Annotated in this window: 17 protein-coding genes and 1 tRNA gene; 6 read left to right on the top strand and 12 right to left on the bottom strand. The window is 69.2% G+C overall.

Annotated elements, in window-relative coordinates; all coding sequences use genetic code 11:
• Positions 1-19 precede the first annotated feature (19 nt).
• The 7 genes from FB470_RS15915 to FB470_RS15885 all read right to left on the bottom strand — a co-directional run bounded on the left by FB470_RS15915 (position 20) and on the right by FB470_RS15885 (position 10,196).
• Positions 20-4,048 carry an AAA domain-containing protein gene (locus tag FB470_RS15915; protein WP_306992354.1) on the bottom strand — a complete coding sequence of 1,343 codons (4,029 nt, stop codon included), beginning with the start codon at positions 4,046-4,048 and terminating at the stop codon, positions 20-22.
• 834 nt (positions 4,049-4,882) lie between these two features.
• Positions 4,883-5,302: a GlcG/HbpS family heme-binding protein gene (locus FB470_RS15910; RefSeq protein WP_306992352.1), complete on the bottom strand. Its 420-nt coding sequence runs from the start codon at positions 5,300-5,302 to the stop codon at positions 4,883-4,885.
• A 10-nt stretch (positions 5,303-5,312) separates the two neighbouring features.
• Complete coding sequence (locus FB470_RS15905; RefSeq protein WP_306992350.1) at positions 5,313-5,624, bottom strand: glycerol dehydratase reactivase beta/small subunit family protein; 312 nt, start codon at positions 5,622-5,624, stop codon at positions 5,313-5,315.
• The gene (locus tag FB470_RS15900) at positions 5,624-7,459 is read right to left on the bottom strand and encodes a diol dehydratase reactivase subunit alpha (RefSeq protein WP_306992348.1); all 1,836 of its coding nucleotides are present in this window, start codon (positions 7,457-7,459) and stop codon (positions 5,624-5,626) included. The genes FB470_RS15905 and FB470_RS15900 overlap by 1 nt, the downstream gene beginning before the upstream one ends.
• Before the next feature lie 5 nt (positions 7,460-7,464).
• Complete coding sequence (locus FB470_RS15895) at positions 7,465-8,055, bottom strand: propanediol/glycerol family dehydratase medium subunit (protein ID WP_306992346.1); 591 nt, start codon at positions 8,053-8,055, stop codon at positions 7,465-7,467.
• Between the two features lie 9 nt (positions 8,056-8,064).
• Positions 8,065-9,753, bottom strand: coding sequence for a propanediol/glycerol family dehydratase large subunit (locus tag FB470_RS15890; RefSeq protein ID WP_306992344.1), 1,689 nt, complete (start codon positions 9,751-9,753; stop codon positions 8,065-8,067).
• Positions 9,750-10,196 (bottom strand): diol dehydratase small subunit, encoded by a 447-nt coding sequence (locus FB470_RS15885; protein WP_306992342.1) that lies wholly within the window; start codon positions 10,194-10,196, stop codon positions 9,750-9,752. Before FB470_RS15885 ends, FB470_RS15890 begins: the two co-directional genes overlap by 4 nt.
• A 116-nt stretch (positions 10,197-10,312) precedes the next feature.
• On the opposite strand from FB470_RS15885, the gene FB470_RS15880 reads away from it, so the two are divergent.
• Positions 10,313-11,188 carry an MIP/aquaporin family protein gene (locus FB470_RS15880; RefSeq protein ID WP_306992340.1) on the top strand — a complete coding sequence of 292 codons (876 nt, stop codon included), beginning with the start codon at positions 10,313-10,315 and terminating at the stop codon, positions 11,186-11,188.
• Between the two features lie 103 nt (positions 11,189-11,291).
• Here the strand turns inward: FB470_RS15880 and FB470_RS15875 are convergent, their stop codons facing one another.
• Entirely contained in the window at positions 11,292-12,785 is a 1,494-nt protein-coding gene (locus tag FB470_RS15875; protein ID WP_306992338.1) for a GAF domain-containing protein, read from the bottom strand.
• 161 nt (positions 12,786-12,946) lie between these two features.
• Here FB470_RS15875 and adh point away from each other — a divergent pair, with 161 nt between their 5' ends.
• From adh to FB470_RS15860, 3 genes are read left to right on the top strand one after another with little or no spacing between them, the layout of a single operon-like run.
• A complete protein-coding gene (gene adh / locus FB470_RS15870; RefSeq protein WP_306992336.1) occupies positions 12,947-14,470 on the top strand; it encodes an aldehyde dehydrogenase in 1,524 nt (507 codons plus the stop codon).
• A 2-nt stretch (positions 14,471-14,472) separates the two neighbouring features.
• Positions 14,473-14,841 carry a DUF779 domain-containing protein gene (locus FB470_RS15865; RefSeq protein WP_306992334.1) on the top strand — a complete coding sequence of 123 codons (369 nt, stop codon included), beginning with the start codon at positions 14,473-14,475 and terminating at the stop codon, positions 14,839-14,841.
• A 10-nt stretch (positions 14,842-14,851) separates the two neighbouring features.
• Positions 14,852-16,714 carry a propionyl-CoA synthetase gene (locus FB470_RS15860; RefSeq protein WP_306992332.1) on the top strand — a complete coding sequence of 621 codons (1,863 nt, stop codon included), beginning with the start codon at positions 14,852-14,854 and terminating at the stop codon, positions 16,712-16,714.
• Positions 16,715-16,809: 95 nt separating this feature from the next.
• On the opposite strand, the gene FB470_RS15855 is transcribed toward FB470_RS15860, so the two are convergent.
• The 4 genes from FB470_RS15855 to FB470_RS15840 form a co-directional block, all read right to left on the bottom strand.
• Entirely contained in the window at positions 16,810-17,205 is a 396-nt protein-coding gene (locus FB470_RS15855) for a DUF6841 family protein (protein WP_306992331.1), read from the bottom strand.
• 755 nt (positions 17,206-17,960) lie between these two features.
• Positions 17,961-18,034: transfer RNA gene (locus tag FB470_RS15850), tRNA-Leu, on the bottom strand.
• A gap of 42 nt (positions 18,035-18,076) precedes the next feature.
• On the bottom strand, positions 18,077-19,402 hold the full coding sequence (locus tag FB470_RS15845) for an NAD(P)/FAD-dependent oxidoreductase (RefSeq protein WP_306992329.1): 1,326 nt from the start codon (positions 19,400-19,402) through the stop codon (positions 18,077-18,079).
• Between the two features lie 84 nt (positions 19,403-19,486).
• On the bottom strand, positions 19,487-20,227 hold the full coding sequence (locus FB470_RS15840; RefSeq protein WP_306992328.1) for a uracil-DNA glycosylase: 741 nt from the start codon (positions 20,225-20,227) through the stop codon (positions 19,487-19,489).
• On the opposite strand from FB470_RS15840, the gene FB470_RS15835 reads away from it, so the two are divergent.
• Together FB470_RS15835 and FB470_RS15830 are read left to right on the top strand one after the other, a co-directional pair.
• Positions 20,226-21,698: a S10 family peptidase gene (locus FB470_RS15835; RefSeq protein ID WP_306992326.1), complete on the top strand. Its 1,473-nt coding sequence runs from the start codon at positions 20,226-20,228 to the stop codon at positions 21,696-21,698. The two genes, FB470_RS15840 and FB470_RS15835, sit on opposite strands and share 2 nt — an antisense overlap.
• A 367-nt stretch (positions 21,699-22,065) precedes the next feature.
• Positions 22,066-22,476, top strand: a complete 411-nt coding sequence (locus tag FB470_RS15830; protein WP_306992324.1) for a PASTA domain-containing protein — start codon at positions 22,066-22,068, stop codon at positions 22,474-22,476.
• Positions 22,477-22,531: the final 55 nt, after the last annotated feature.

Raw genomic sequence — 22,531 nt, 5'->3', positions numbered from 1 at the left:
TGGGTCCAACGGAAACATCTCAGTCCTCCTCCTGGTCCGCCAACTTCTGCGCGACGTCGATTGCGGCGGTGAGCCTTTCGACGATGCGCGGGCCCCGGCGCTGGAAGCCCAGGTCGGCCATTGCCTGGGCCAATCGCTCATCACGGCTGAGATGCAGGCGGTCGGTCATCAGCCACCGGCACACCTCGACGAGCTGCCGTTCCGTGTATTGGTGAATCGGCAGCCCAGCCGGGACTCGCGGACGCGGGCTACGCGAGACGGCGATGTCTTCCGGGATTTCGACGTCGCTTTCCAGCACGGGGTCTTCGGCGGACGGCGCGTCGGCCTCATCCATGGCGCGCTGCCATGCCGAGATGATCCGCTCGGTCTCTTTCGCGGTGTCGGCGAACCACGCCGAAGACCACAACCTGTGGAAGCGCCAGCCGAGCTTCTCCAGATGCGACTGCCGCAGGCGGTCGCGGTCTCGGGCGGAGGGAGCCCGGTGGTAGCGCTCGCCATCGGCTTCGACAGCGAGCACCATCCGTCCAGGCTGGTCCCGGTGCCCCAGTGCGAAGTCGATCCGGTAGTCCGAGAACCCCCACTGGGGGTAGACCGGCACACCACGTTCACTCAGGGCATCCCGGATCGAGCGTTCGAAACCGTTCAGTGGCACGTCGTCCAGCGAGCCCACTTGTTCGATCCGCCCCAGTCGCTCGGCGAAGTCCAGATAGCGTCGCAGGAGTTCGGTTCCCGTCAGGTCGGGCGATGGTTCGAGGTCAGCAGCGGAAAAGGACGCGACGACCGTCATCCGGTTCTTCGCCCGCGTGACGGCCACGTTCACCCGCCGCTCGCTCCCCTTTCTGTTGAGCAGGCCGAAACTCGTCCTGTTGATCCGGCCGGACGCGCTGCGGGCGACGCCGAGGCTGAGGATGATCGCATCCCTCTCATCACCCTGAACGCTCTCCAGGTTCTTGACGAAGAACCGCCGGGTGAGTTCCACGTCCTCGGAGAAGAACTCGTCGAGTTCGGGGGACTCGCGACGAGCCTGCGCCAGCCGGCGTTCGATGCGCGCCTGGTGCTTCTCGCCAGGCGTGATCACGCCGAGGCTTTCGCCCGGGCGTGTCCGCGCGTGGTGCAGGATCAACTCGACTACCCGCTCCACCTCGGCGGGAGCGGAGCCGTCCTGACCCGGTGACGCCTCGCCGTTCACCAGCTCCAGGGTGACGGGGTTGTCCTTGGCCGGGCCGGGGAACGTGACCAGCGCGTCCCGGTAGATCTCGCGGTTGGAGAAGGAGATCAACCGCTCGTCAGCACTCCGGTAGTGCCACGTCAGCATCTGAGTAGCCGGGATGACGGACCGCAATGCCGTCAGGATCGATTCGTAGTCACCGAGATCGTCCTCGTTCTCGTCCTCATCACCGTCGCCGATGAGTACCCGCTCGAAGTAGGTGGATGGCGGCAACTGCTTCTCGTCTCCCGCGACCACGAGCTGGTCACCGCGCATGATGGCGGTGATCGCGTCGTGCGGCTGGATCTGGCTCGCCTCGTCGAACACGACCAGGTCGAAGAGCCTTTCGGCCGGCAGCATGCGGCTCACGACCAGAGGCGACATCGCCCAGCACGGCCGCAGTGAGAGCAGTACGTCCGAGGTTTGCTGGACAAGTTTCCGGGTGGCCATGTGCCGGCTCTTCCGGCTCGCCTGCTGCCGCAGGACCCGCGTCTGCTCCGGGTACGCGTCACCGGCCTGCCTCGCCATCCGTGCGACCTGCCGCCGCACCCGCCGTGCGGCCTGAGCACGATGACGCGTGTCCGCCGCCCGGAAATCGTCGGCGGCGCGGTCCTGCCGTTCAGGAACGAATTGTCCGAGCTCCCGTGACTGGATCCTGAACTCGTCGTCCAGGGATTTCAACCAAATGCGCTTGAAGGACATCCACGCCTGCTCGGCCGTCAGGTTGCGTTGTGCGATCTGGTTCAACAGCTCATCGAGGCCTAGCCGGCGGAAGAACTGCAGGTGCCCGTTCAACGTCGGCATCCGGAACAGCATCCGGTGGTCGTCACGGAGCTCACCGAGCTTCTGTTCCACCACATGGGCCGGTCCAGGGGTGAGATCAGGACGTCGAGCGGAAGCCGCTACCGCGGCCAGCTGGGTGCGCAGGGTCTGGTAGTCGCGCATCACCTCCTCGAGTCCGACAACCTGCGCCGGAACGGTGTGTTGTCCGCCCAGACGACGCCAACGGTCGCGCTGTTCGAGAACCTGGCTGAGCGCGGCGTGCAATGCCGGACGCTTGACGAGCCCGTTCCGTGACATCGCCCTGAGCTGCTTGACCAATGCGCGACGCTGTTTCCACGACAAAGTGATGTGCGGTGCGTACCGTTCGCGCTGCTTCCGATCACCAGTAGCACAGTGAAAAGCGTCGAGATGGGAACCGAAGATCTCCGGCCCGAAGGCGTCGACGCTCTTCGAGACGTCATCGAGCAGGCGAAGGACGTGCTCCCAGGCTTCGATGTCGTGCGGAGCGGCCAACCCCGTCTGCCGGAGCAACCGGTGCATTCCCTCCTGTCCACGCCGCAGGGTCCCATCGGCCAGCTGATCCAGCTCGACCAGGATCTTGCGCACGTCCTCGTCCGTGCGGACATCCGCGTTCCGCCACGGAGTCTCCCCGCGCAGTATGCGCAGCCCATCGAGCTCGACGAAGTCCTTCAGACTCCGTTCGACCTCCCGTACGGTGGCCGCGTTCAGGGCCCGGAGCCGATCACCACGGAACACTCCGGGCATGTCGTCGGATGGCAGATCGAGCAGCTGCGCGCGGACCTCGTAGGCACTGATGTTCCAGGGGTCCCGGCGCACGTGGAGTTCACGGGAGTGGTCGAGGAGTCTCTGCCGCGACGTCACCAAGCGTTCGTGAAGCTCCTCTGTGTCGACCGGCGGTTCTTTCGTGACGCGGTCGAGGCTTTGCGCGAGTTGCTGAGCGACTTCACGCTTCGAGGCGTTCTGCTGGTGAAGATCGAAGACGAGCCCGTCCAGCCCGACCTCGGCCAGCCTGTTCAGCACGGCCTCGATGGCGGCTCGTTTCTCCGCGACGAACAGCACCTTCTTCCCGGTTGCCGCCGCGCCGGCGATGATGTTCGCGATGGTCTGGCTCTTGCCGGTGCCCGGCGGCCCTTCGATGAGGAGGTGCTGCCCGCTCAACGCGGTCATGATCGCGCGGTGTTGTGAGGAATCGGCATCCTGTACCAGGTACTCGTCCGAGGGGTTGAGCTCGTCGACCTGTGGTATGTGGAGATCGGCGGAATCGGTGATCAGCGCTTCCTTCGCCGGTTCGAACCCGGCCAGAGCGGCGACGAGATCGTGTGAGGTAAGCAGCTCGGTCGCGTTCGCCAAGTCCTCGACCATGGGAAGCTTGACGTAGTTGAAGGTACCGACCACCACGGCGCGTTCGAACGTGAGCTCGACCCCCTGGGCGCCGGCCGCCTCGGCGAGTTGCGCGTGAACCTTCTCGGCGAGTGCCATGCCGGTGAGGCCCTCAGCCGCCGTTTCGAGGACGCCCTCGATCCGCTCGACCTCCACACCGAAGTGTTCGTCGAGCGCATGGATCAGGACGGGATTCAGTTCCGCTTCATCCGTCAGCGCAAGTGTGAAGTCGCTGTCGGTGGCCGTCCTCGTGGTCAGGGCCAGAGGCCGGAGAAGCAGCGGAGCGCGAAGCGCGGGAATGTTGCCCTGGCCATTCCTCCGGGCCGTCGTCCGCACCAGCCCGAACGCCACCCGTCCGACGTCGATACCCTGCTCTTCGTCGAAGATGCGAATCTTCCGGCTCAGGTTCCGGGCTCTCCGGCAGGCGTCCCGATGCAGCTCGTCGTCGGATACGAGCGCACGCAGCCGGACCCTGGAGCCGGATTCGAGGGCAGTCAGCGCGTCGGCGTCCGCCTGGGTGAGGTCGAGAGTCGCGGTCTTCGTGTCCCGGAAGTAGAGCAAGGTATTGCGGTAGCTGAGGTCGATGAGTCTCCTGCGCCACTCGTCGACCTTGCTCGCGACAACAGTCAGTCGGCGCGTATCCACTTGCGCGGTCATACCGCTGCATCCCCCTCGCGAAGACGGGCTTACGGACCTGGCAGCATTGGGCTCCAGGGCCCGCCGTCCTCCGGCGAGCCCTACAGGATGCCAGAGAGCGAGCGCGCGTGAAAGCCCCTTCTGCCCACCCTCACCGGACTTCACAAGCAGCCTCCATGCCACCGCGAGTGAAGATCGCCGCGTCCGCCTCCGATGTCACTGATCAGCGTTCAGATCACCCGAACGGACGCGGTTGGATAGCCGATCCGCCCACACCGTGAGATACCTCGAGTCTTCGGATCTGGCCGGTCTCTCAACTAACGCCGGACGCGGTTTCCGTGATGTACCGGTATGCAGGCGCGAGCCGCCGGTCTGGTGGTAGCTGTGGTCCTCGCCGTGACCGCGTGCGGTGAGGGGCGTCCCGTGCCCGCGACGCCCCCGCCATCGTCCACGTCGGCGATCCCGACCACCTCGGTACCGGCCGCCACGTCGATATCGACCGCACCCCCGAAGAGCACATCGTCGACCAAGCGCTCGCCTCGTGCCGACAGCGGACCCGGCTGCGGCCAGCGGGCCGTGGACGCCGGGCGGTTCAACCCGAAGTGCCCCGAGTACCAAGGCTACCTCGACCCCGGCGGCCCGAGGCGGGGCGATACCTCGGGCGACCTGCAGCGCGAGTACGGGTGCGAGCAAGGCTACATCCCGGAAAGCGAGTGCTGACGCCACCGTGCGACCAGAACGGGGTCGGTTCCTCACCCTCGGGCTGCCGTCCATTTCGACGAAAACCCGGGACGTCGACAAGGAACCACAGCCGACGTGTCACCGCGCTGGCGAACCGTGACGGTCCGGTCCCTGTCACCGCCGCGCGCGTTTGGGCAGCGCTGCCGCACCTGCCTCCGCCACCTCGGTGTCCTGCTCGACGGAACCGGCGCTGACACCGATCGCGCCGACCACCTCCCGTCCGCGGACCAGCGGTATCCCGCCGCCGAAGATGACGAGTCCGCCGTTGGTCACCTCGATGCCGTACAGGGGCGCACCCGGCGCGGCCGCCTCCCCCAGCTGCGCGGTCGTCATCTTCAGCAACGCCGCCGTCCGCGCCTTGCGGATCGCGATGTCGACGCTGGCGAGAATCGCGCCGTCCTGCCGGGCGAACGCGAGCAGGTGCCCGCCGTCGTCCACGACGGCCACGTTCATCGGCTGCCCGATGTCCTCCGCCTTCGCCAGCGCGGCCTCGAGAACCTCCTGGGCATCGGCGAGAGCGAGTCGTGGGGCCACATCTTCTCCTTCACTTGAGCGGAATTCCGACGACCAGCCGCGCCGCGTTGTGCCCGAGCACCCGGGCGCGCCCCAGCGGACCGGTCAGCACGGGCGAACCGGACGGCCGCTTGGCGTGGTGGACGCACACCGAGTCCGCCACACCCACGCCGACATCCAAAGAGGACAGCCGGGCGGCGGCGAAGGCCAGCGCCACCGCGTCCCCTTCGGACACTTCCTCCACCAGCACCGGCACGCCCTCCTCTTCCATCCCGGCCCGGATCTCCCGCAACCAGGGCGACGAGGCGTCCCGGCAGCGCACCACCACGGCGGGCCCGCGCATCAGCCTGCCGTCTCCAGCGACACGGCCAGCGCGTGGCTCGCGACCAGCCCCGTCGCCACCGCGTTGCGCGGACCCTCCGTGCCGCGCACGTTCCCGGTGCCGCAGACGATTCCCATGCCCGCCACGGCTTCGGCGATCAGGTCCGGGATTTCGAAGTCCAAAGCGGACCCGCCGAGCACCACGACGAACCCGATCTGCCGCAGGTTCCCGCCCGGCGCCACCTGTTCCAGCGCCCGCAACGCGTTGACCACGAACACCTTGTGCTTCGCCGACCGCCGCACCTGGCGGATCTTCTCCAGGTTGTGCCGGGTCGGCACCGGCCGCATCCCGGCATCGCCCAGCACCACCACCCGGGCGAACGCCTCCGCGGGCAACGGCTCGTCGAAGAACCGCGCGGTGCCGTCCTCCATCCGCACGTGGAAGAAGCTCTCCGCCTTGGCCAGCGGGTACTTCTTGATGTCCTCGGCCAGCTCGCGGTTGTCCAGGCCCAGCTCGGAGTCGATCAGTTTGGTCACCAGGTCGCCGGCCCCGGCCAGGTGCACCGACCGCACGACCCCGTCGCCGGCGACCGCCGCGTCGGTGGACCCGCCGCCGAGGTCGAGGATCGCGACCGGGCGCCCCGTGCCCGGCGTCGTCAGCGCGCCGAGCACCGCCATGTCCGCCTCGACCCCACCGATCAGCACCTCGACGCCCAGCGCCGCGCGCAACTCCTCGGCCAGCAGCCGCATCGGGCCGCGGCTGGTGCGCACCATCGCGGCCAGCGCGACGGCGTTCTCCAGCGCGAACTCACCGGCCAGCGCACCGGTGACCGCCTGCGGCACGAACGTGTCGACCGCCAGCACGTCCTGGATCCGCACCGACCCCACCGCGGTGCCGGTCAGCTCGGACATGGTGTCGCGGACGCGGGCGAGCATCCCGCCGACGTGCGTCCCGGGCTCGCCCGTGGCGTCGCTCAGCGGCCGGACGCGGCGCAGCGCGGCCATGATCTCCGCGGCGCCGGCGTCGATCCCGATCGTCCGCCGGGCCTGCTCGCCGATCAGCGTGAGGCTCCCGGCCGGGATGCGCCGGTCGGTGACGTCCCCGCTGGGCGTGCGCACCACGACGGCCGACCGGTTGCCGACCAGCGCCCGCGCGACCGGCGCGATCATGCGGGTCTGCTCGGCGTCCAGGTCGAACACAGTCGCGATCCCGTAGGAGTTGGACAGCGTCCGGACGGTGCGGCCGGGCTCGGCGACCTCGACCGCCGCCGGCATGCCCAGCGGCACCTTCTCCACCAGGGTGACCTCGTCGACCACCGGAATCGGCACGTCGAGCCGGTTCGCGATCAGCGTCGCGTCGTCCGCGTGCACGATCGCCCCGGCCACCTCGACCCCACGCGCGACGGCGGCGTTGATGCCCGCCGCCGCGTCCTCGAAATCCACCCCGGCGCCGACGGCGCAGATCACCTTCGTACCCGGGGCGCAGTCGCGAAGCGATCCGAACGCGACGGTCTCACCGACACCGAGTCCCGCGCCACCCGGCGTGTCCGGGTTGTGCCCGATCATCGTCGACTCGGTCACGATCGTCTCGGTGATGGTCTCCATCGCCAGCCCGCTGATCACCGGGGTCGCCTCGTTGACCAGCACCGCGCTCAGGTCACTCACCCGACGCCCGGCAGACGACAACGCCCGCCGCACCACGTCCACCACACCCGGGACGTTGTCGGCCGTGCCCTTGACCCCGGACGTCGGCGTCAGCGCACCGGCCAGGTACTCCACGCGCCCACCCGGACCGATCTCCGCGACACAGGCCTCCGTGGTCGAGTTCCCGATGTCGACGCCCGCCACCAGCGCCATCGCGATCAGCCCGCGTCGGCCAGCCGGATCCGCGCGTCCAGCTCGACGGGAGCGGCGCCGGGCACGACGAACTCGGTCTCCTTGATGTGCAGCAGGGCCGCCTTGGCCTGCCAGCGCGGGCGGGCCATGAAGTCGTTGCGCGAGGGCACCGGCTCCGGCGACTCGCCCTTGGCGTACCGGGCGGCGTTGCGGCCGACCTTCCGGAACGTCTCCAGGTCCATCAGCGGTGCCTGCGGGAACAGCTCCAGGTTGGACAGCCGCACGAGGTCCTTCTGGTGGATCATCGTGGTGCCGCGCGACAGCACCCCGACCGCGATGCCGGATCCGGACAGTTTCGCCGCCGCGTGCGCGATGACGGCCAGGTCCGATCCGCCGCGGAACCGGATCACCCGCGCGTGCACGCCCTGTTCCTCGATGCCGGCGAGCAGCTCCCGCAGGACCTCGGCGTGCGGGATGTCCACGATGGTCTTGGTGAAGAAGTCGCCGAACGCGGGCGAGATCCCGATGACGACCTCGTCGCTGCGGGTTCCGGGCCCGGCTTCGCCGAGCTCGGTCAGCTCGAGCGTGCGCCGGCTGCCCACTCCGGTGTCGTTCATGACTCCTCCTCAGCCGACTTCCTGCTCGGGGTTCTGAGCGCTCACGACGTGCCGCAGGCGTTTCATCTCTTCCCACCGCGCGCCGCTGGGCCGGTAACCGGTGCCCGGGCCGGCGTAGTCGTTGGTGTCGTTGACAGCGGACAGCGTTTCCAGCTCCGGCGTGAGGATCGCCGAGGTGTGCAGCAGGTCCCCGGAGACGCGTTGCCGCAACACGGCCAGCAACGAGTGCGCCATGTCGCCGAACCCGGCCGCGTCCAGCCCCTTGACGATGTCCAACCCGGTCACGCCGCGGTCCATCACGGACTGTGCCGCCTTGAGGTCCTCCAGCACGTCCCGCGGCGGCAGGTCCTTGCTGCCGTGCGCGTAGGTGACCGCCTCGACCTCCTTGTCGGTGATCGGCGGCAGGTCCAGGTGGGCGAACACGCCCTGCAGCGCACGGGCGGCGCGGTTGCGCACGGCGAGGATCTCCGCCTCGGGGACGTGCCGCAGCCCGCCGTCGACCTGGAGGTCGCGCTGCAGGACGTTCCAGTCGTCGTAGTCCTCGGCGTCCACGTTGGAACCGGCGAACATGTTGTCGTAGTTGGGTGTCGACGAGTAGCCGGAGCAGACGAAGTCGGTGCCGGGCAACAGCTGGGGCAGCAACCGGGCGACCCGGCGCATGTCCGAGTGCGAGAACGACTGGTCGTTGCCCGACGCGCACTCCAGGTCGACGGTGCTCGCGATCAGGTTCTCCGCGAGCACCGCACGGATGCCCGCGGGCACCGCGCCGGGCACGCCGATGCAGCTGATCGACCCGTTCTGCAGGCCCTGCACCCCGGCGCCCTTGGTCACCAGGATGCAGCGGATCTCCAGGTACAGCATGGACTTGCCCTCGGCGTTGCCCATCTGCACCTCGGAACCCGTGCCGGAGGTGAACCGCATCTTGATGCCTCGTGAGGCGTAGGCCGAAGCGAGGAAAGCCTTGGACCACGGGGTGTCGTCGCCGTCGCAGAACACCGGTTCCGTGCCGTACACGGAGATCGTCTCGGCGTACGCGGTGATCCCGCGCATGCCCAGTTCCAGCTCGGTGGCCTCCTCCAGCGCGCACTGCGTGAGCACGCCGGGCGTCCCGGCCTGGGCGCCGACCTGCAGCGCGATCGCCACCAGCGGCGCGTACCGGACCACGCCGAGCGTGGTCTCCAGCTCGCGGAAACCGCGCAGCGAAGCCTCGGCGGCATCGGCCGCGACCTGCACCGGGTTGTCGCGGGCACTGGTCGCGTGCGCCTGGTTCGCCGGCGTCCGGCGGGCCCGCATCTTCTGCAGCGCCATCATCATCTCGACCACGTTCATGGTCTTGACGACCTCGAGCAGCTTCGCCGGCGTGAGGCCGCGGGACACCGCGAGCACATCCTGGCGGGTCGCGCGCGGGTCGATGAGCAGGTGCGCGATGTCGACCGCGGGGATCGCCATCGCCTCCTCGGTCACCGCCACGTCGATCGCGTGGTCGGCGATGAACTGGTCGAGGAAGTCGAACTCGGCCCGCGGCTTGCCGTCCATCTCGACGATCAGGCCGTCCTCGACGCGGACGCCCGGCTCCGGGTCGAAGGGGCTGTCCATCGCGACCATGCCGACCTCGGGCCACTCCTCGACGAACCCGTCCAGGTTGACCGGCCGCTGCTCCAGTGCCTCGGTCCGCTTCGACCGTCGCGCGCCCGTCATCGGCCGTCCTCCCCGCGGGCGAGGATGTCGCGGCGTTCGTAGACGTCGGCCGCCTCGCGGACGAGCCGCGCGCACATCGTCGCCGAGTAGGTGCCCTCCAGCTCGTCGGCGATGTCGATGAGCTGCTGTTTCGTCGACGCGCGCGGGCGGAGCGAGTTGTAGATCGACAGCACCAGCTCGTCGGGCAGCGCGGTCAGTTCCGCGGCGCGGCGGAAGTTCTGCGCGAGCTGCGGCCGGCCCATCCGGTCGGCGATCTGGGCCTGCAACCGCAGGGTCTCCGGCGCGATGCGCAGGTCCTCGGCGGCGACCTCACCGGCCAGCACGGCGTCCATGGTGAGCTCGTCGAGACGTTTTCCGGTCGGGGTCTTCAGCAGTTCGGGGCGCCGCGCCGCGAGCGGGTAGTCCCGGCCCGGGTCGAGGTCCACCTGGCTCGGAGTAGTCACGGGCCGGACCGTAAGCGGCGTCACGTTGCATCGACGTTGCACGCGACGCCGGCAACGTCCGTGCAACCTGCGGCTTCGCATCGTGTGCGGCATCCGACTGCGTCGAGGAGGACCCAGTGACCGATGTGGCACCCCTGCGCCGCCCCTCCGCCCTCAACCGCCTGACCGGCGGGCGGGGCGACCTGCTCGCCGAATTCTTCGGCACGTTCCTGCTCATCGCGCTCGGCGACGGGTGCGTCGCGATGGCCGTCGCCGGCCTGCCCGGTTCCGGCCGGACCGCCGGTGCGACCACGTTCTTCCAGGGCACCGGAGACTGGCTGCTGATCGTGTGGGGCTGGGCGTTCGCCGTGGCGTTCGCGGTCTACGTGGCCGGCGGGGTCAGCGGCGCGCACCTGAACCCGGCGGTGACCGTGGCGATGGCGGTGCGCCGGCGCTTCCCGTGGCGGAAGGTGCCGGGGTACTGGCTCGCGCAGCTGGCCGGAGCGTTCCTGGGAGCCGCACTGGTGTACGCGGTGTACCACCCGGCGATCGGTGCGTTCGAGGCCGCGGCCGGGACACCGCGCGGGGAGGCCGAGGCGACGTTCTCGATCTTCGCGACGGCACCGGCGCCGTACTTCGCCGGCTGGTTCGGGCCGCTGCTCGACCAGGTCGTCGGCACCGCGGTGCTGCTCGTGGTGGTCCTCGCCCTGATCGACGCGCGCAACAAGGCGGTCTCGCCGAAGATGGGCCCGCTGCTGATCGGGTTCACCGTGGCCGCGATCGGCCTGTCCTACGGCGCGAACGCCGGCTACGCGATCAACCCGGCGCGCGACTTCGGCCCGCGGCTGTTCGCGTTCCTCGCCGGCTGGGGCGACACGGCGATGAGCGGCTACCTGTGGGTGCCGATCGTGGGGCCCCTGGCCGGCGGCCTCGTCGGTGCCGTGTTGTACGACTTCTTCATCGGCGATGTGCTGCACGCTCGGCAAGCCGCCGAGGAGAAGTTCGTCGGCTGACTGTCGCGACCAGCGACAACTCGATGTGGTCCGTTGCCTGTGCTCACCGAAGTCCCGCGCACGGGCGATCTCGTCCGCCCGCTGATCCATCCCCGGAGGTCGATCAGTCCTCGCCGAGGAGCCACTCCAGCCGGGCCGTCGCGACGGCCCGGCGGGGGTCGCCCGCCGGGAGGCGGCTGGTCAGGCACTCGAACACCGCCACGTCGTCGCGGCCGGTCTCGCTCTGCGCGAAGGTCCACAGCACCTCGGGATCGGCGTGGCCGAGCACCGCGGTCCGCACCGCGGCGACCAGCTGCTCCCGCTCCGCCCGGATGGCCGGCGCGTCCGACCGGTTCAGCAGCGGCGCCGGGCACGCCGCCACCGCCCCGGCCACGTCACCGGCGTGGAGCGCGCGGCGCACGTTCAGGAAATCGGCGTCGACCTCGGCGCACAGCTGGTACGGCTTGGCCCGCATCGCCTCCCCGCCGAGTTGCCCGCGCAGCCGGTGGATCTCCGCGCGCACGGTGGTCGGGTTGCCGTCGTCGCCGTACAGCTGGAAGGCCAGTTGTTCGGCGGTCAACCCGGTCGGGTGCAGCGCGAGCAGGGCCAGGATCTCCGCGCGGCGCAGGGTGAGCGGCAGCTTCCGGCCGTTGATCACCGCCGTCGGGTTGTCACCGAGGAAGGACAACCGCAGCGTGGGCCGGCGCGCCGCGGACGAGGACCGGACGCGCAGCAGGTAGCCCTCGGCCAGCGGCTCGACCTCCGCCTCGCGGCCGTCGTCGAGCAGCACCCGTTCCACGTCCACGGCGACCCGTCGCGGCCAGCGGCCCAGCCGGTCGGCGGCGATCACCCGCCCGGTGGGCGTGAGCAGCGCGCCCGGTTCGCCGCGCAGCCGCGCCAGGTGCGGCATGTTCTTCGTCAGCAGCTGCCCGTCCAGCCACTCCATGCGCCGTCGCAGGTGGCTCTCGGCCAGTTGCGCGGTGGCGTTGACCAGCGACACCGTCGCCGGGTGCAGGGTGTCGAGCAGACCGCTGACGTCGATGGCCCCGAGCAGGTCGCCGGTGTCCGGGTCGTGGATCGGCGCCGCCGCGCACGTCCACCCGTGGTAGGTCCGCACGAGGTGCTCGGCGGAGTAGATCTGCACCGGGGCGTCCACCGCCAGCGCGGTGCCCATCGCGTTGGTGCCGATCGCCTGTTCGGACCAGCCGGTGCCCTCGCACAACCCGACCGGATCGGCCTGGCTGCACAGGTTGGCCGGGCCCTCCCGCCACAGGATCGTGCCCTCCGCGTCGGTCACGATCATGACGTGCCGGGACTCGTCGGCGATGCTGAGCAGCAGTTCCCGCAGGGTCGGCAGCACCGCGTGCAACGGGTGGGCGTCGCGGACGTCCGCCACCTCGTCGGGCTGGTACACGATCGGCGGGCGGAAGTCGTCCGGATCGATGTGTGCGGCCAGTGATCGTTGCCAGGACTCGGAAATCACCGGACGGGGTGAAAGCGGCGACGGAGACCCACTCAGAGTTGACTCATGGACCCGGCGCAGCACGGCGAACTGCGCCAGCGGGTCCGACGCGAGCTCCCGCGCCGTCGGGGCGTTGTTCACGGTTTCGGCGTCCATTCAGCACTCCGGCGGCATCGACGGAATCGTCCCGGCCAGCATGCCGGGCGCGGCGCGCGTTCGGCAACCGTTGCAACGGTGCTGCAACGTCATCCTCCCTAGCTTGGCGCCCGGTGCACCGAAGACGTCCGCACCGAACACCCGATCCAGGAGGCAGGCCCATGACGAAGTACGCCGCGCCGGGCGAAACCGGCAGCGTCGTCGCGTTCGAACCGCGCTATGACCACTTCATCGGCGGCGAATACGTCCCGCCCGCCAAGGGCGAGTACTTCGAGAACCCCACACCGGTGACCGGGAAGACCTTCACCGAGATCGCGCGCGGCACGGCTGAGGACGTCGACCGCGCGGTCGCCGCCGCCACGGGCGCCGCCGCCGCGTGGGGCCGGACCTCCCCCGCCGAGCGCGCCGCGGTCCTCAACAAGATCGCCGACCGGATGGAAGCCAACCTCGAAAAGCTCGCCGTCGCCGAGTCGTGGGAGAACGGCAAGCCGGTGCGCGAAACGCTGGCGGCGGACATCCCGCTGGCCATCGACCACTTCCGCTACTTCGCCGGCGCCATCCGCACGCAGGAGGGCGCGATCTCGCAGATCGACGCGGACACCGTCGCCTACCACTTCCACGAACCGCTCGGCGTGGTCGGCCAGATCATCCCGTGGAACTTCCCGATCCTCATGGCCACCTGGAAGCTCGCACCGGCGCTGGCCGCGGGCAACTGCGTGGTGCTCAAGCCGGCCGAGCAGACCCCGGCGTCGATCCACGTGCTGCTGAGCCTGATCGCGGACCTGCTGCCCGCCGGTGTGCTGAACGTGGTCAACGGTTTCGGTGTCGAGGCCGGCAAGCCGCTGGCCCAGCACAAGGGCATCCGGAAGGTCGCCTTCACCGGCGAGACCACCACCGGCCGCCTGATCATGCAGTACGCCAGCGAGAACATCATCCCGGTCACGCTCGAGCTGGGCGGCAAGAGCCCGAACATCTTCTTCGCCGACGTCGCGGCCGAACGGGACGCGTTCTACGACAAGGCGCAGGAGGGCTTCGCGATGTTCGCCCTCAACCAGGGCGAGGTGTGCACGTGCCCGTCGCGGGCGCTGGTGCAGTCGTCCATCTACGACCAGTTCGTTTCGGACGGTGTGGCGCGGGTCGAGAAGATCAAGCAGGGCCACCCGCTGGACACCGAGACGATGATCGGCGCGCAGGCGTCCAACGACCAGTTCGAGAAGATCCTGTCCTACATCGACATCGGCCGGCAGGAGGGCGCGAAGGTCCTCACCGGTGGCGAGAAGGCCGATCTCGGCGGCGAGCTGGCGGGCGGCTACTACATCAAGCCGACGGTGTTCGCCGGTGACAACAAGATGCGGATCTTCCAGGAGGAGATCTTCGGCCCGGTCGTGTCGGTGGCGAAGTTCGACGACTACGACGACGCGATCAAGATCGCGAACGACACCCTCTACGGCCTGGGCGCCGGGGTGTGGTCGCGCGACGGCAGCACCGCTTTCCGCGCCGGCCGGGAGATCCAGGCGGGTCGCGTGTGGACGAATTGCTACCACGCCTACCCGGCGCACGCCGCGTTCGGCGGCTACAAGCAGTCCGGCATCGGCCGGGAGACCCACAAGATGATGCTCGACCACTACCAGCAGACGAAGAACCTGCTGGTCTCCTATTCGCCCGACGCCCAGGGTTTCTTCTGATCATGGGCCGGGTGGATCTCACCGCGGACGCCGCGGCACTGCTGCGGCGGCTGGCCGGGCAGCACGGGCCGCTGATGTTCCACCAGTCCGGTGGATGCTGCGACGGCAGTGCGCCCATGTGCTACCCGGCCGGCGAGTTCCGCACCGGGGGGTCCGACGTGCACCTCGGCGATCTCACGGTCGCCGGGGTGCCCGACCCCGTTCCGGTGTGGATGTCGGCCGCGCAGTTCGAGTACTGGAAGCACACCCACCTCACGATCGACGTGGTACCCAGGCGGGGAATCGGTTTCTCGCTGGAGGCACCGGAGGGTGTGCGGTTCCTGATCCGGTCGCGGTTGCTGACCGAACAAGAGTTGTCCGAATTGGAGTGAGAGGACGGGGATGGGCGGGTACGCCGGCGTGTACGAGGAGAGTCTGCGGGATCCGGAGTCGTTCTGGTTGTCCGCGGCTTCGTCGGTCGACTGGTCACGCGAGCCGTCGCGCGCGCTGGACGCCGAGCGCCCGCCCTGGTACCGGTGGTTCCCCGACGGCACGCTGAACACCTGCTACAACGCGCTGGACCGGCACGTCCTGGCGGGGCACGGGGACCGGACCGCGTTGATCTACGACTCGCCGGTGACCGGTTCGTCGGCCCGGTACACGTACTCCGCCCTGCTGGACGAGGTTTCGCGGTTCGCCGGCGCGTTGCGGGGGCTTGGTGTGGAGCGTGGCGACCGCGTCGTGATCTACATGCCGATGGTGCCGCAGGCCGTGATCGCGATGCTGGCCTGCGCCCGGCTCGGTGCGGTGCACTCGGTGGTGTTCGGCGGGTTCGCACCGAAGGAACTCGCCGTCCGGGTCGCCGACGCCCGGCCCAAGGTGGTGGTCTGCGGGTCGTGCGGCATCGAGCCGACGAGGGTGATCGAGTACAAGCCCATTGTGGACGAGGCGGTGTCGCTGTCCGGGTTGTCCCCTGCCGTGGTGGTGTTCCAGCGGGACACGCTGCGAGCATCGCTCGGCCCAGGTGACCACGACTGGTCCGAGCTGATGGCGACAGCATCTCCAGTGTCCTGTATGGACGTTGCGGCGACCGATCCGCTGTACGTGCTGTACACGTCCGGAACGACGGGTAAACCGAAAGGCGTGGTGCGCGACAACGGTGGCCACGCGGTCGCGCTGGCGTGGTCGATGGCGAACGTGTACGACATCGGACCGGGCGACGTGTGGTGGACCGCGTCGGACGTCGGTTGGGTCGTCGGGCATTCCTACATCGTGTACGGACCGCTGCTGGTGGGCGCGACGACCGTGCTGTACGAGGGAAAGCCGGTCGGCACACCCGATGCGGGCGCGTTCTGGCGGGTGGTTTCGGAGTACGGCGTGAAGGCGTTGTTCACCGCACCGACGGCGATGCGGGCGATCAAGAAGGTCGATCCGACGGCGTCGTTGCTGTCCGATTGGGACGTTTCGTCGTTGCGGGCGTTGTTCCTGGCCGGGGAACGGTTGGATCCGGAGACGTACCAGTGGGCCTCGTCGTCGCTGGGCGTGCCGGTCGTGGACCACTGGTGGCAGACCGAGACGGGCTGGGCGATCGCGGCGAACCCGCGCGGCCTGGAGCCGCTGCCGGTGAAGCCGGGTTCGCCGAGCGTGCCGATGCCGGGTTACGACGTGCGGATCCTGGCGGAGTCGGGTGCGGAGCTGCCGCGCGGCGCGGAGGGCGCGATCTGTTTGAAGCTGCCGCTGCCGCCGGGCACGCTGCTGACGCTGTGGAACGACGACTCGCGGTACGTCTCGTCGTACCTGTCGCGTTTCGAGGGCTACTACCTGACCGGCGACGGCGGTTACGTCGATGAGGACGGCTACCTGTTCGTCATGGGCCGGACCGACGACGTGATCAACGTGGCCGGCCACCGCCTGTCGACGGGCGCGATGGAAGCGGTGCTGGCGGCGCACCCCGCGGTCGCCGAGTGCGCCGTGATCGGGGTGAACGACCCGTTGAAGGGCCAGGTGCCGCGGGGTTTCGTGGTCCTGAAGGCGGGGGCTTCCGCGGACGGCCTGGCCGGCGAACTGGTGGCCGCGGTGCGCCGGGACATCGGCGCCGTGGCAGCTTTCCGGCAGGTCACGGTGGTCGACGCGCTGCCGAAGACGCGGTCGGGCAAGATCCTCCGCAAGACGATGCGGAGCATCGCGGAAGGCCGCACGGAGCCGGTCCCGTCGACGATCGAGGACGCCTCGGTGCTGGAAAAACTGCGCGACGTGCTGCGCTAGGGACGGCCCTCGGGTCCGAGGTGAAGAAGAAGTCGACGGCGGGGCTGATCGATTCATCCCGCGGCGGGGAGGGACAGGAATGCCGCTCCTGGGCATCAGGGGGAGTGCAACAGCAGCGCGGAGATGTGGAAGCTCTCGGACTCGCGAGTGATGACGTACGTGACGGACATGTGGTTGATCTCCGTGCCGTCGGCACGCCGGCGTGAGAGCTCAGCTCGATGCAACGCCGTCTTCCGGTTCACGGTGGCCACGTCACTGGTCAGCATCTTGGTGTGGTGGTACTTCGCGGCCACCATCGCATCCATTTGACTCTGCAACAATGCCGCGACCTCGTCCCGGGTCCTCAGCGAGATGACGACGTCGTCGCTCGTGAAGAGGAACGGGGCGCCGTAGTAAGCGACGACATCGCCGGGCTGGGACTCACCGCGCCCCATCGCGGCGAAGGCGGACAGATACTCCACGAACCAGTCCCCAACTTCGCTCTCGTTCACGCTCCGGACCCTAGTGCGCGACGTAGCCGGCGGACACCCCACGCGCGACATGCGGTGGGTCGCGGATCAGCCGCGCAAGCCAGGATCGTGGGTGCGGCTCTCGCCGACCGGGCACACAGACACGGCGTACCGATGAGACGGTCACGGCGACCAGCCACGCCAACCTACGCCGACTCCTCACGCAAGAGCTGGCGAAGCCGCCTTACCTCGGCGACCAGCCGCGGGACATCGGTTCTCGCGGCAGCGATGAAGTGGGCGTTCTCGTCCCACCGCTCGTCGGCACCGTGGACGTACCGCGGGTGCTGGACCATCGTGGCGGCGATGACAGTCCCGGGATCGAAGTTTCCACGGTCGCCTTCAGGCCCTCGTCGGGGATCGTGCTGACCGCCACGAGGTTCATCGCCCAGTCGTCGTCGAGGAGGTGGAAGTACCAAGGACCGGGCGTGGTCGCGCTGACCCGGGCTTCAATCAAGCTCAACTCGTCGTCGCTCAAGGGTCTGGATTCGTCTGCCATCGCCACGCGGACATCCTGCCGCAGGCCAGCCGCTCGACGCGCGCTGCGGCCGACCCCTGACCTAGAGGTTGTGGCGACACGGTTGCGGATGTTTGGCAAGCTTGATCAGTACCAAGCCCTCGATAACGCAGGACGCCGCAGCGCTCGAAGACATCTTGTGAGGGTTCGCGGGAAAGTGGGGCGTAAGTGGGGCTGATGATCTTGACGGTCGTCAGCCCCGAGCCTCCGACCTGCGATTCAGTGCCCCCGACGGGGTTCGAACCCGCACTGAATCGATTTTAAGTCGACTGCCTCTGCCGGTTGGGCTACGGGGGCACCGTCAGCCTAGGCGAACGGTGCCCACCACCCCAGCGCAGGTCAGGACTTCGAAGCCCGCGCGAACTCTTCCTTCGGGTTGTTGATCTGCCCGAGCGACACGACCTCGCGCCGGAACAGGCCGCCGAGCGTCCAGTCCAGCAGGATGCGCGCCTTGCGGTTGAAGGTGGGCATCGCCTTGAGGTGGTAGGCCCGGTGGAACAACCAGGCCGGGAAGCCCTTGATCTTCATGTTCAGCGCGTCCGCCACACCCTTGTGCAGGCCCAGCCCGGCGACCGCACCCAGGTTCTTGTGGAAGTAGTCCGTCGGCTGGCCGCCGCGCAGCACCTTGATGATGTTCTTCGCCAGGTGGCGCGCCTGCCGGACCGCGTGCTGCGCGTTCGGCGGGCAGGTGGCCGTCGGGTCGGACTCGGTGCGCGACAGGTCCGGCACGGCGGCGTTGTCGCCCGCCGTCCAGACGTCCGGGTGGCCGACGACCTGCAGGGCGGCCGTCGCCTCGACGCGGCCGCGCTTGTCGATCGGCAGGTCGGAGTTCGCCAGCACCGGGTTGGCCTTCACACCGGCGGTCCAGATGATCGTGTCGCTGTCGAACTCGGTGCCGTCCGAGAGCACCACGTGCCCGTTCTCGAACGACTTCGCCGCCGTCGACAGGAACACCTCGATGCCGCGGCGCTCGAGCTGCTCGACCGTCCACACGCCGAGCGTCTCGCGCACCTCGGGCAGGATCCGGCCGGCCGCCTCCACGAGCACCCACCGGATGTCCTCCGGCTGGATGTTCTCGTAGTAGCGCGTCGCGAACCGCGTCATGTCCTCGAGCTCGGCCAGCGCCTCGATGCCCGCGAACCCGCCGCCCACGACGGTGAACGTGAGCAGCCGCTTGCGCAGCTCCGGGTCCAGCGTGCTGGCCGCCTGGTCCAGCTTGGTCAGCACGTGGTTGCGGAGGTAGATGGCCTCACCGATGGTCTTGATGCCGATGCCCTCCTCGGCCAGACCCGGGATCGGCAGCAGCCGCGCCACGGCACCGAGCGCGACCACGAGCACGTCGTAGTTCAGCTGCTCGATGTGCCCGTCGGCGGCCTCGACGGTGACGGTCTTGCGCTCGTGCTCGATCTTGTTGACCCGCGCGGTGAGCACGTGGCAACGCTTGAGCACCCGCCGCAGCGGCACCACGACGTGACGTGGTTCGATGGCCCCAGCCGCCGCTTCCGGGAGGAACGGCTGATAGGTCATGTGCGGCTGAGGGTCGACGATCGTCACGGAGGCTTCGTTGGCGCGGAGCTTCTTCTGGAGTCCCAACGCCGTGTAGAGCCCGACGTAACCGCCACCCAGAATGAGGATCCGAGTCGGTTCCGACTTCGCTGCGGCCATAGCATCATCTTCCCACTCGCGAGACGGGGACGCTCGTGCACCCTCCCCACCTGTGACCAGGGTCGCGCGCCAGAACAGAACGATTCAGAGGAGGCCGGCCACCCCGGCGGCACGGCTCAGCACGTCCCGCAGCATGGCCGGCGTGAGCCGCCCGGTGAAAGTGTTCTGCTGCGAGACGTGGAACGACCCAAAAAGGTGAAGTTCCGGGGCTCCGGGCAGGACGAAGTGCGCGCCGTGGCCGAACTTCGGCGACGGCTTGGGCACCGTCCACGTCTGGGCGAGCACCGGGAGCAGCGCCTGCCACCCGAACGCGCCGAGCACGACCACGGAACGGAGTGTCGGAAGTAACAGCTCGAACTCCCGCACCAGCCAGGGACGGCAGTTGTCCCGCTCGGACGGCAGCGGCTTGTTGGCCGGTGGCGCGCACTTGACGGGCGCGGTGATGCGCACGCCCTTGAGTTCGAGGCCGTCGCCGATGTGGGTCGAGTGCGGCTGCGAGGCCAGTCCGATGTCGTAGAGGGCCTGGTAGAGGAAGTCGCCGGAGCGGTCGCCGGTGAACATCCGGCCGGTGCGGTTCGCGCCGTGAGCCGCCGGCGCCAGCCCGACGATCGCCATCGCCGCGTCCGCCGGTCCGAACCCGGGCACCGGGCGTCCCCAGTAGGTCCAGTCCGCGAAGGCGGCCCGCTTGGCCGCGGCCACCTCCTCGCGCCAGGCGACCAGACGCGGGCAGCGGCGGCACTGCGGGACGGCGGCATCCAGTTCGGCCAGCGTGCGGGGCTTTCGTCGGGTCACAATGTCAGTGTGCTCCGCTAGGTTGGCGATCATGCCGGAAACCCCCGAAGAGGAGAAGCAGACCGAGGCCGCGCCGGAACCGAGCGACGACCTCGTCACCACCCAGCACACGCTCACCGTCAAACGGCGCAAGCTCGCCTACACCGCCCAGACCGGGCGGATCGTGCTGCGCAAGGAGGTGCACACCGACGGCAAGTTCGACGGCCACACCGCCAAGGCCGAGGTGTTCCTGACCTCCTACACGCTGGACGGCGCGGAGCCGGGTTCGCGGCCCGTCACGTTCGCCTTCAACGGCGGCCCGGGCTCGGCGAGCGTGTGGCTGCACATGGGCGTGCTGGGTCCGCGCCGCGTGGTGTCCGGGGACGTCGACGCGCCCGAGCCGCCGCCGTACCGGGTGGTCGACAACCCGGAGACGCTGCTGGTGCACAGCGACCTGGTGTTCATCGACCCGGTGTCCACCGGCTACTCGCGGCCGAAGAAGGGCGAGAGCGCGAAGGATTACCACGGGTTCACCGCGGACGTCGAGTCGGTGGCCGAGGTGATCCGGCTGTGGACGTCGCGCAACGGGCGGTGGCTGTCGCCGAAGTACCTGGCCGGCGAGTCGTACGGCACGTTGCGCGCGGCCGCGCTGGCCGGACACCTGCAGGAACGGCACGGGTTCTACCTGAACGGGCTGATGCTGATCAGCAGCGTGCTGGACATGGGCACGGTCCGGTTCACCGAGGGCAACGACCAGCCGTACCCGCTGTTCGTGCCGACGTACGCGGCGATCGCGCACTACCACGGAAAGCACGGCAAGCGGAAGCTGCCGGACGTGCTGGCCGAGGCCGAGGAGTTCGCCGCGCGCGAGCTGCCGTGGGCGCTGCAGCGGGGCGCGCGGCTGACGCCGGAGGAGAAGGCCGCGGCGGTGCGCAAGCTGGCGTCGCTGACCGGGCTGGACGAGTCCTATGTGGACCGTGTGAACCTGCGCATCGAGCACGTGCGGTTCTTCACCGAGCTGCTGCGCGACCGCGGCCTGACGACGGGCCGGATGGACGGGCGGTTCACGACGTGGGAGCCGGACGGCGGGCGCGAGCTGATGAGCGACGACGCGTCCGTGTCGCGCATCATCGGCGCGTACTCGGCCGGGTTCAACCACTACGTGCGGGCCGAGCTGGGGTACGAGAACGACCTGCCGTACGAGGTGCTGTCCATGGACGTGGTGCGGAACTGGTCGTACTCGGAGTTCGAGGGGCGCGCGGTGTCCGCGGTGGAGGCCCTGAGCGCGGCGATGCGGGGCAACCCGCATCTGAAGGTGCACGTCGCCCTGGGCTACTACGACGGCGCGACGCCCTACTACGCCGCCGAGCACGTGCTGGCGCACCTGCAGATCCCGGACAACCTGCGGAGCAACATCGAGTCGGCCTACTACCCGGCGGGACACATGATGTACGTGCACGAGCCCTCGCGGGTGCAGCAGTCCAAGGACCTGGCGGAGTTCGTGGCGCGCAGCTCCAACCGGTAGCCGAGGTCGATCGAGCCGGCAGGGCACGGGACAGACCTCTCCGGCCAGGAGACGCGCCGTGCGCCCGCGCCCAGCCATGCTCGGGGTGCCCTGGTACCCGACACACCGAGCGGCCCCGAGTTGAACCAGCGTCGACAGGAACCTGGTATGCCATCAGCGAAGTGTTTCCGGCAGGTACTGCGCCTGATCCAGGAACCGCTCCGTCCAGAACTGATGCAGGTCCGACCTCGTGCACTACCGGATTCTCGAGATCCCACCGACGAGACGCTCGACGTACCGTAACGGAACGAGAACGTTGTTCAACCGGGCGAAACGGCGAGCCTTCGTCTCCCGACAGGCCTGCCGAGAGATCGATTCGGGAGGCAACGTGCGGAACAGAGCGGTGGAGCGGACCGGGCGGAGGTGGAGCTGGGCGGTCACCCTCCCGCTCCTCGCGATCGTCACCGCGTGCGGGGCCACGCCCTCGGCCCCGGTGGGAGGGACCGCGAGCAGCCCGGCGGCGACACCGCCCGCGCCGGTTTCGGCACCCCCGGCTCCGGCCGGCTCCGCCGAGCTGGTCACCGTGCCGGACGTGTCCGGTATGAACCACCAGCAGGCCCAGGACACCATGCAGGCGGCCGGTCTGTACAACCTGCGCGAGGTCGACGGGAAGGGGCTGGGCCGGACGCTCGTCGTCGACCGGAACTGGGTCCAGGTGGGTCAGGACCCGCCGGCGGGCACCAAGGTCACGCCGGACACGGTGATCACCTTGACGGCGATCAAGTACACCGACGACTGAACACCGGCGAAGGCCGCCCCCGGCGACACCGGGGGCGGCCTCCACCCTCGCGAAC

It is taken from the genome of Amycolatopsis thermophila, from assembly GCF_030814215.1.
GTDB classification, from domain to species: Bacteria; Actinomycetota; Actinomycetes; order Mycobacteriales; family Pseudonocardiaceae; genus Amycolatopsis_E; species Amycolatopsis_E thermophila.
This window is presented reverse-complemented; position numbering and strand designations above follow the sequence as displayed.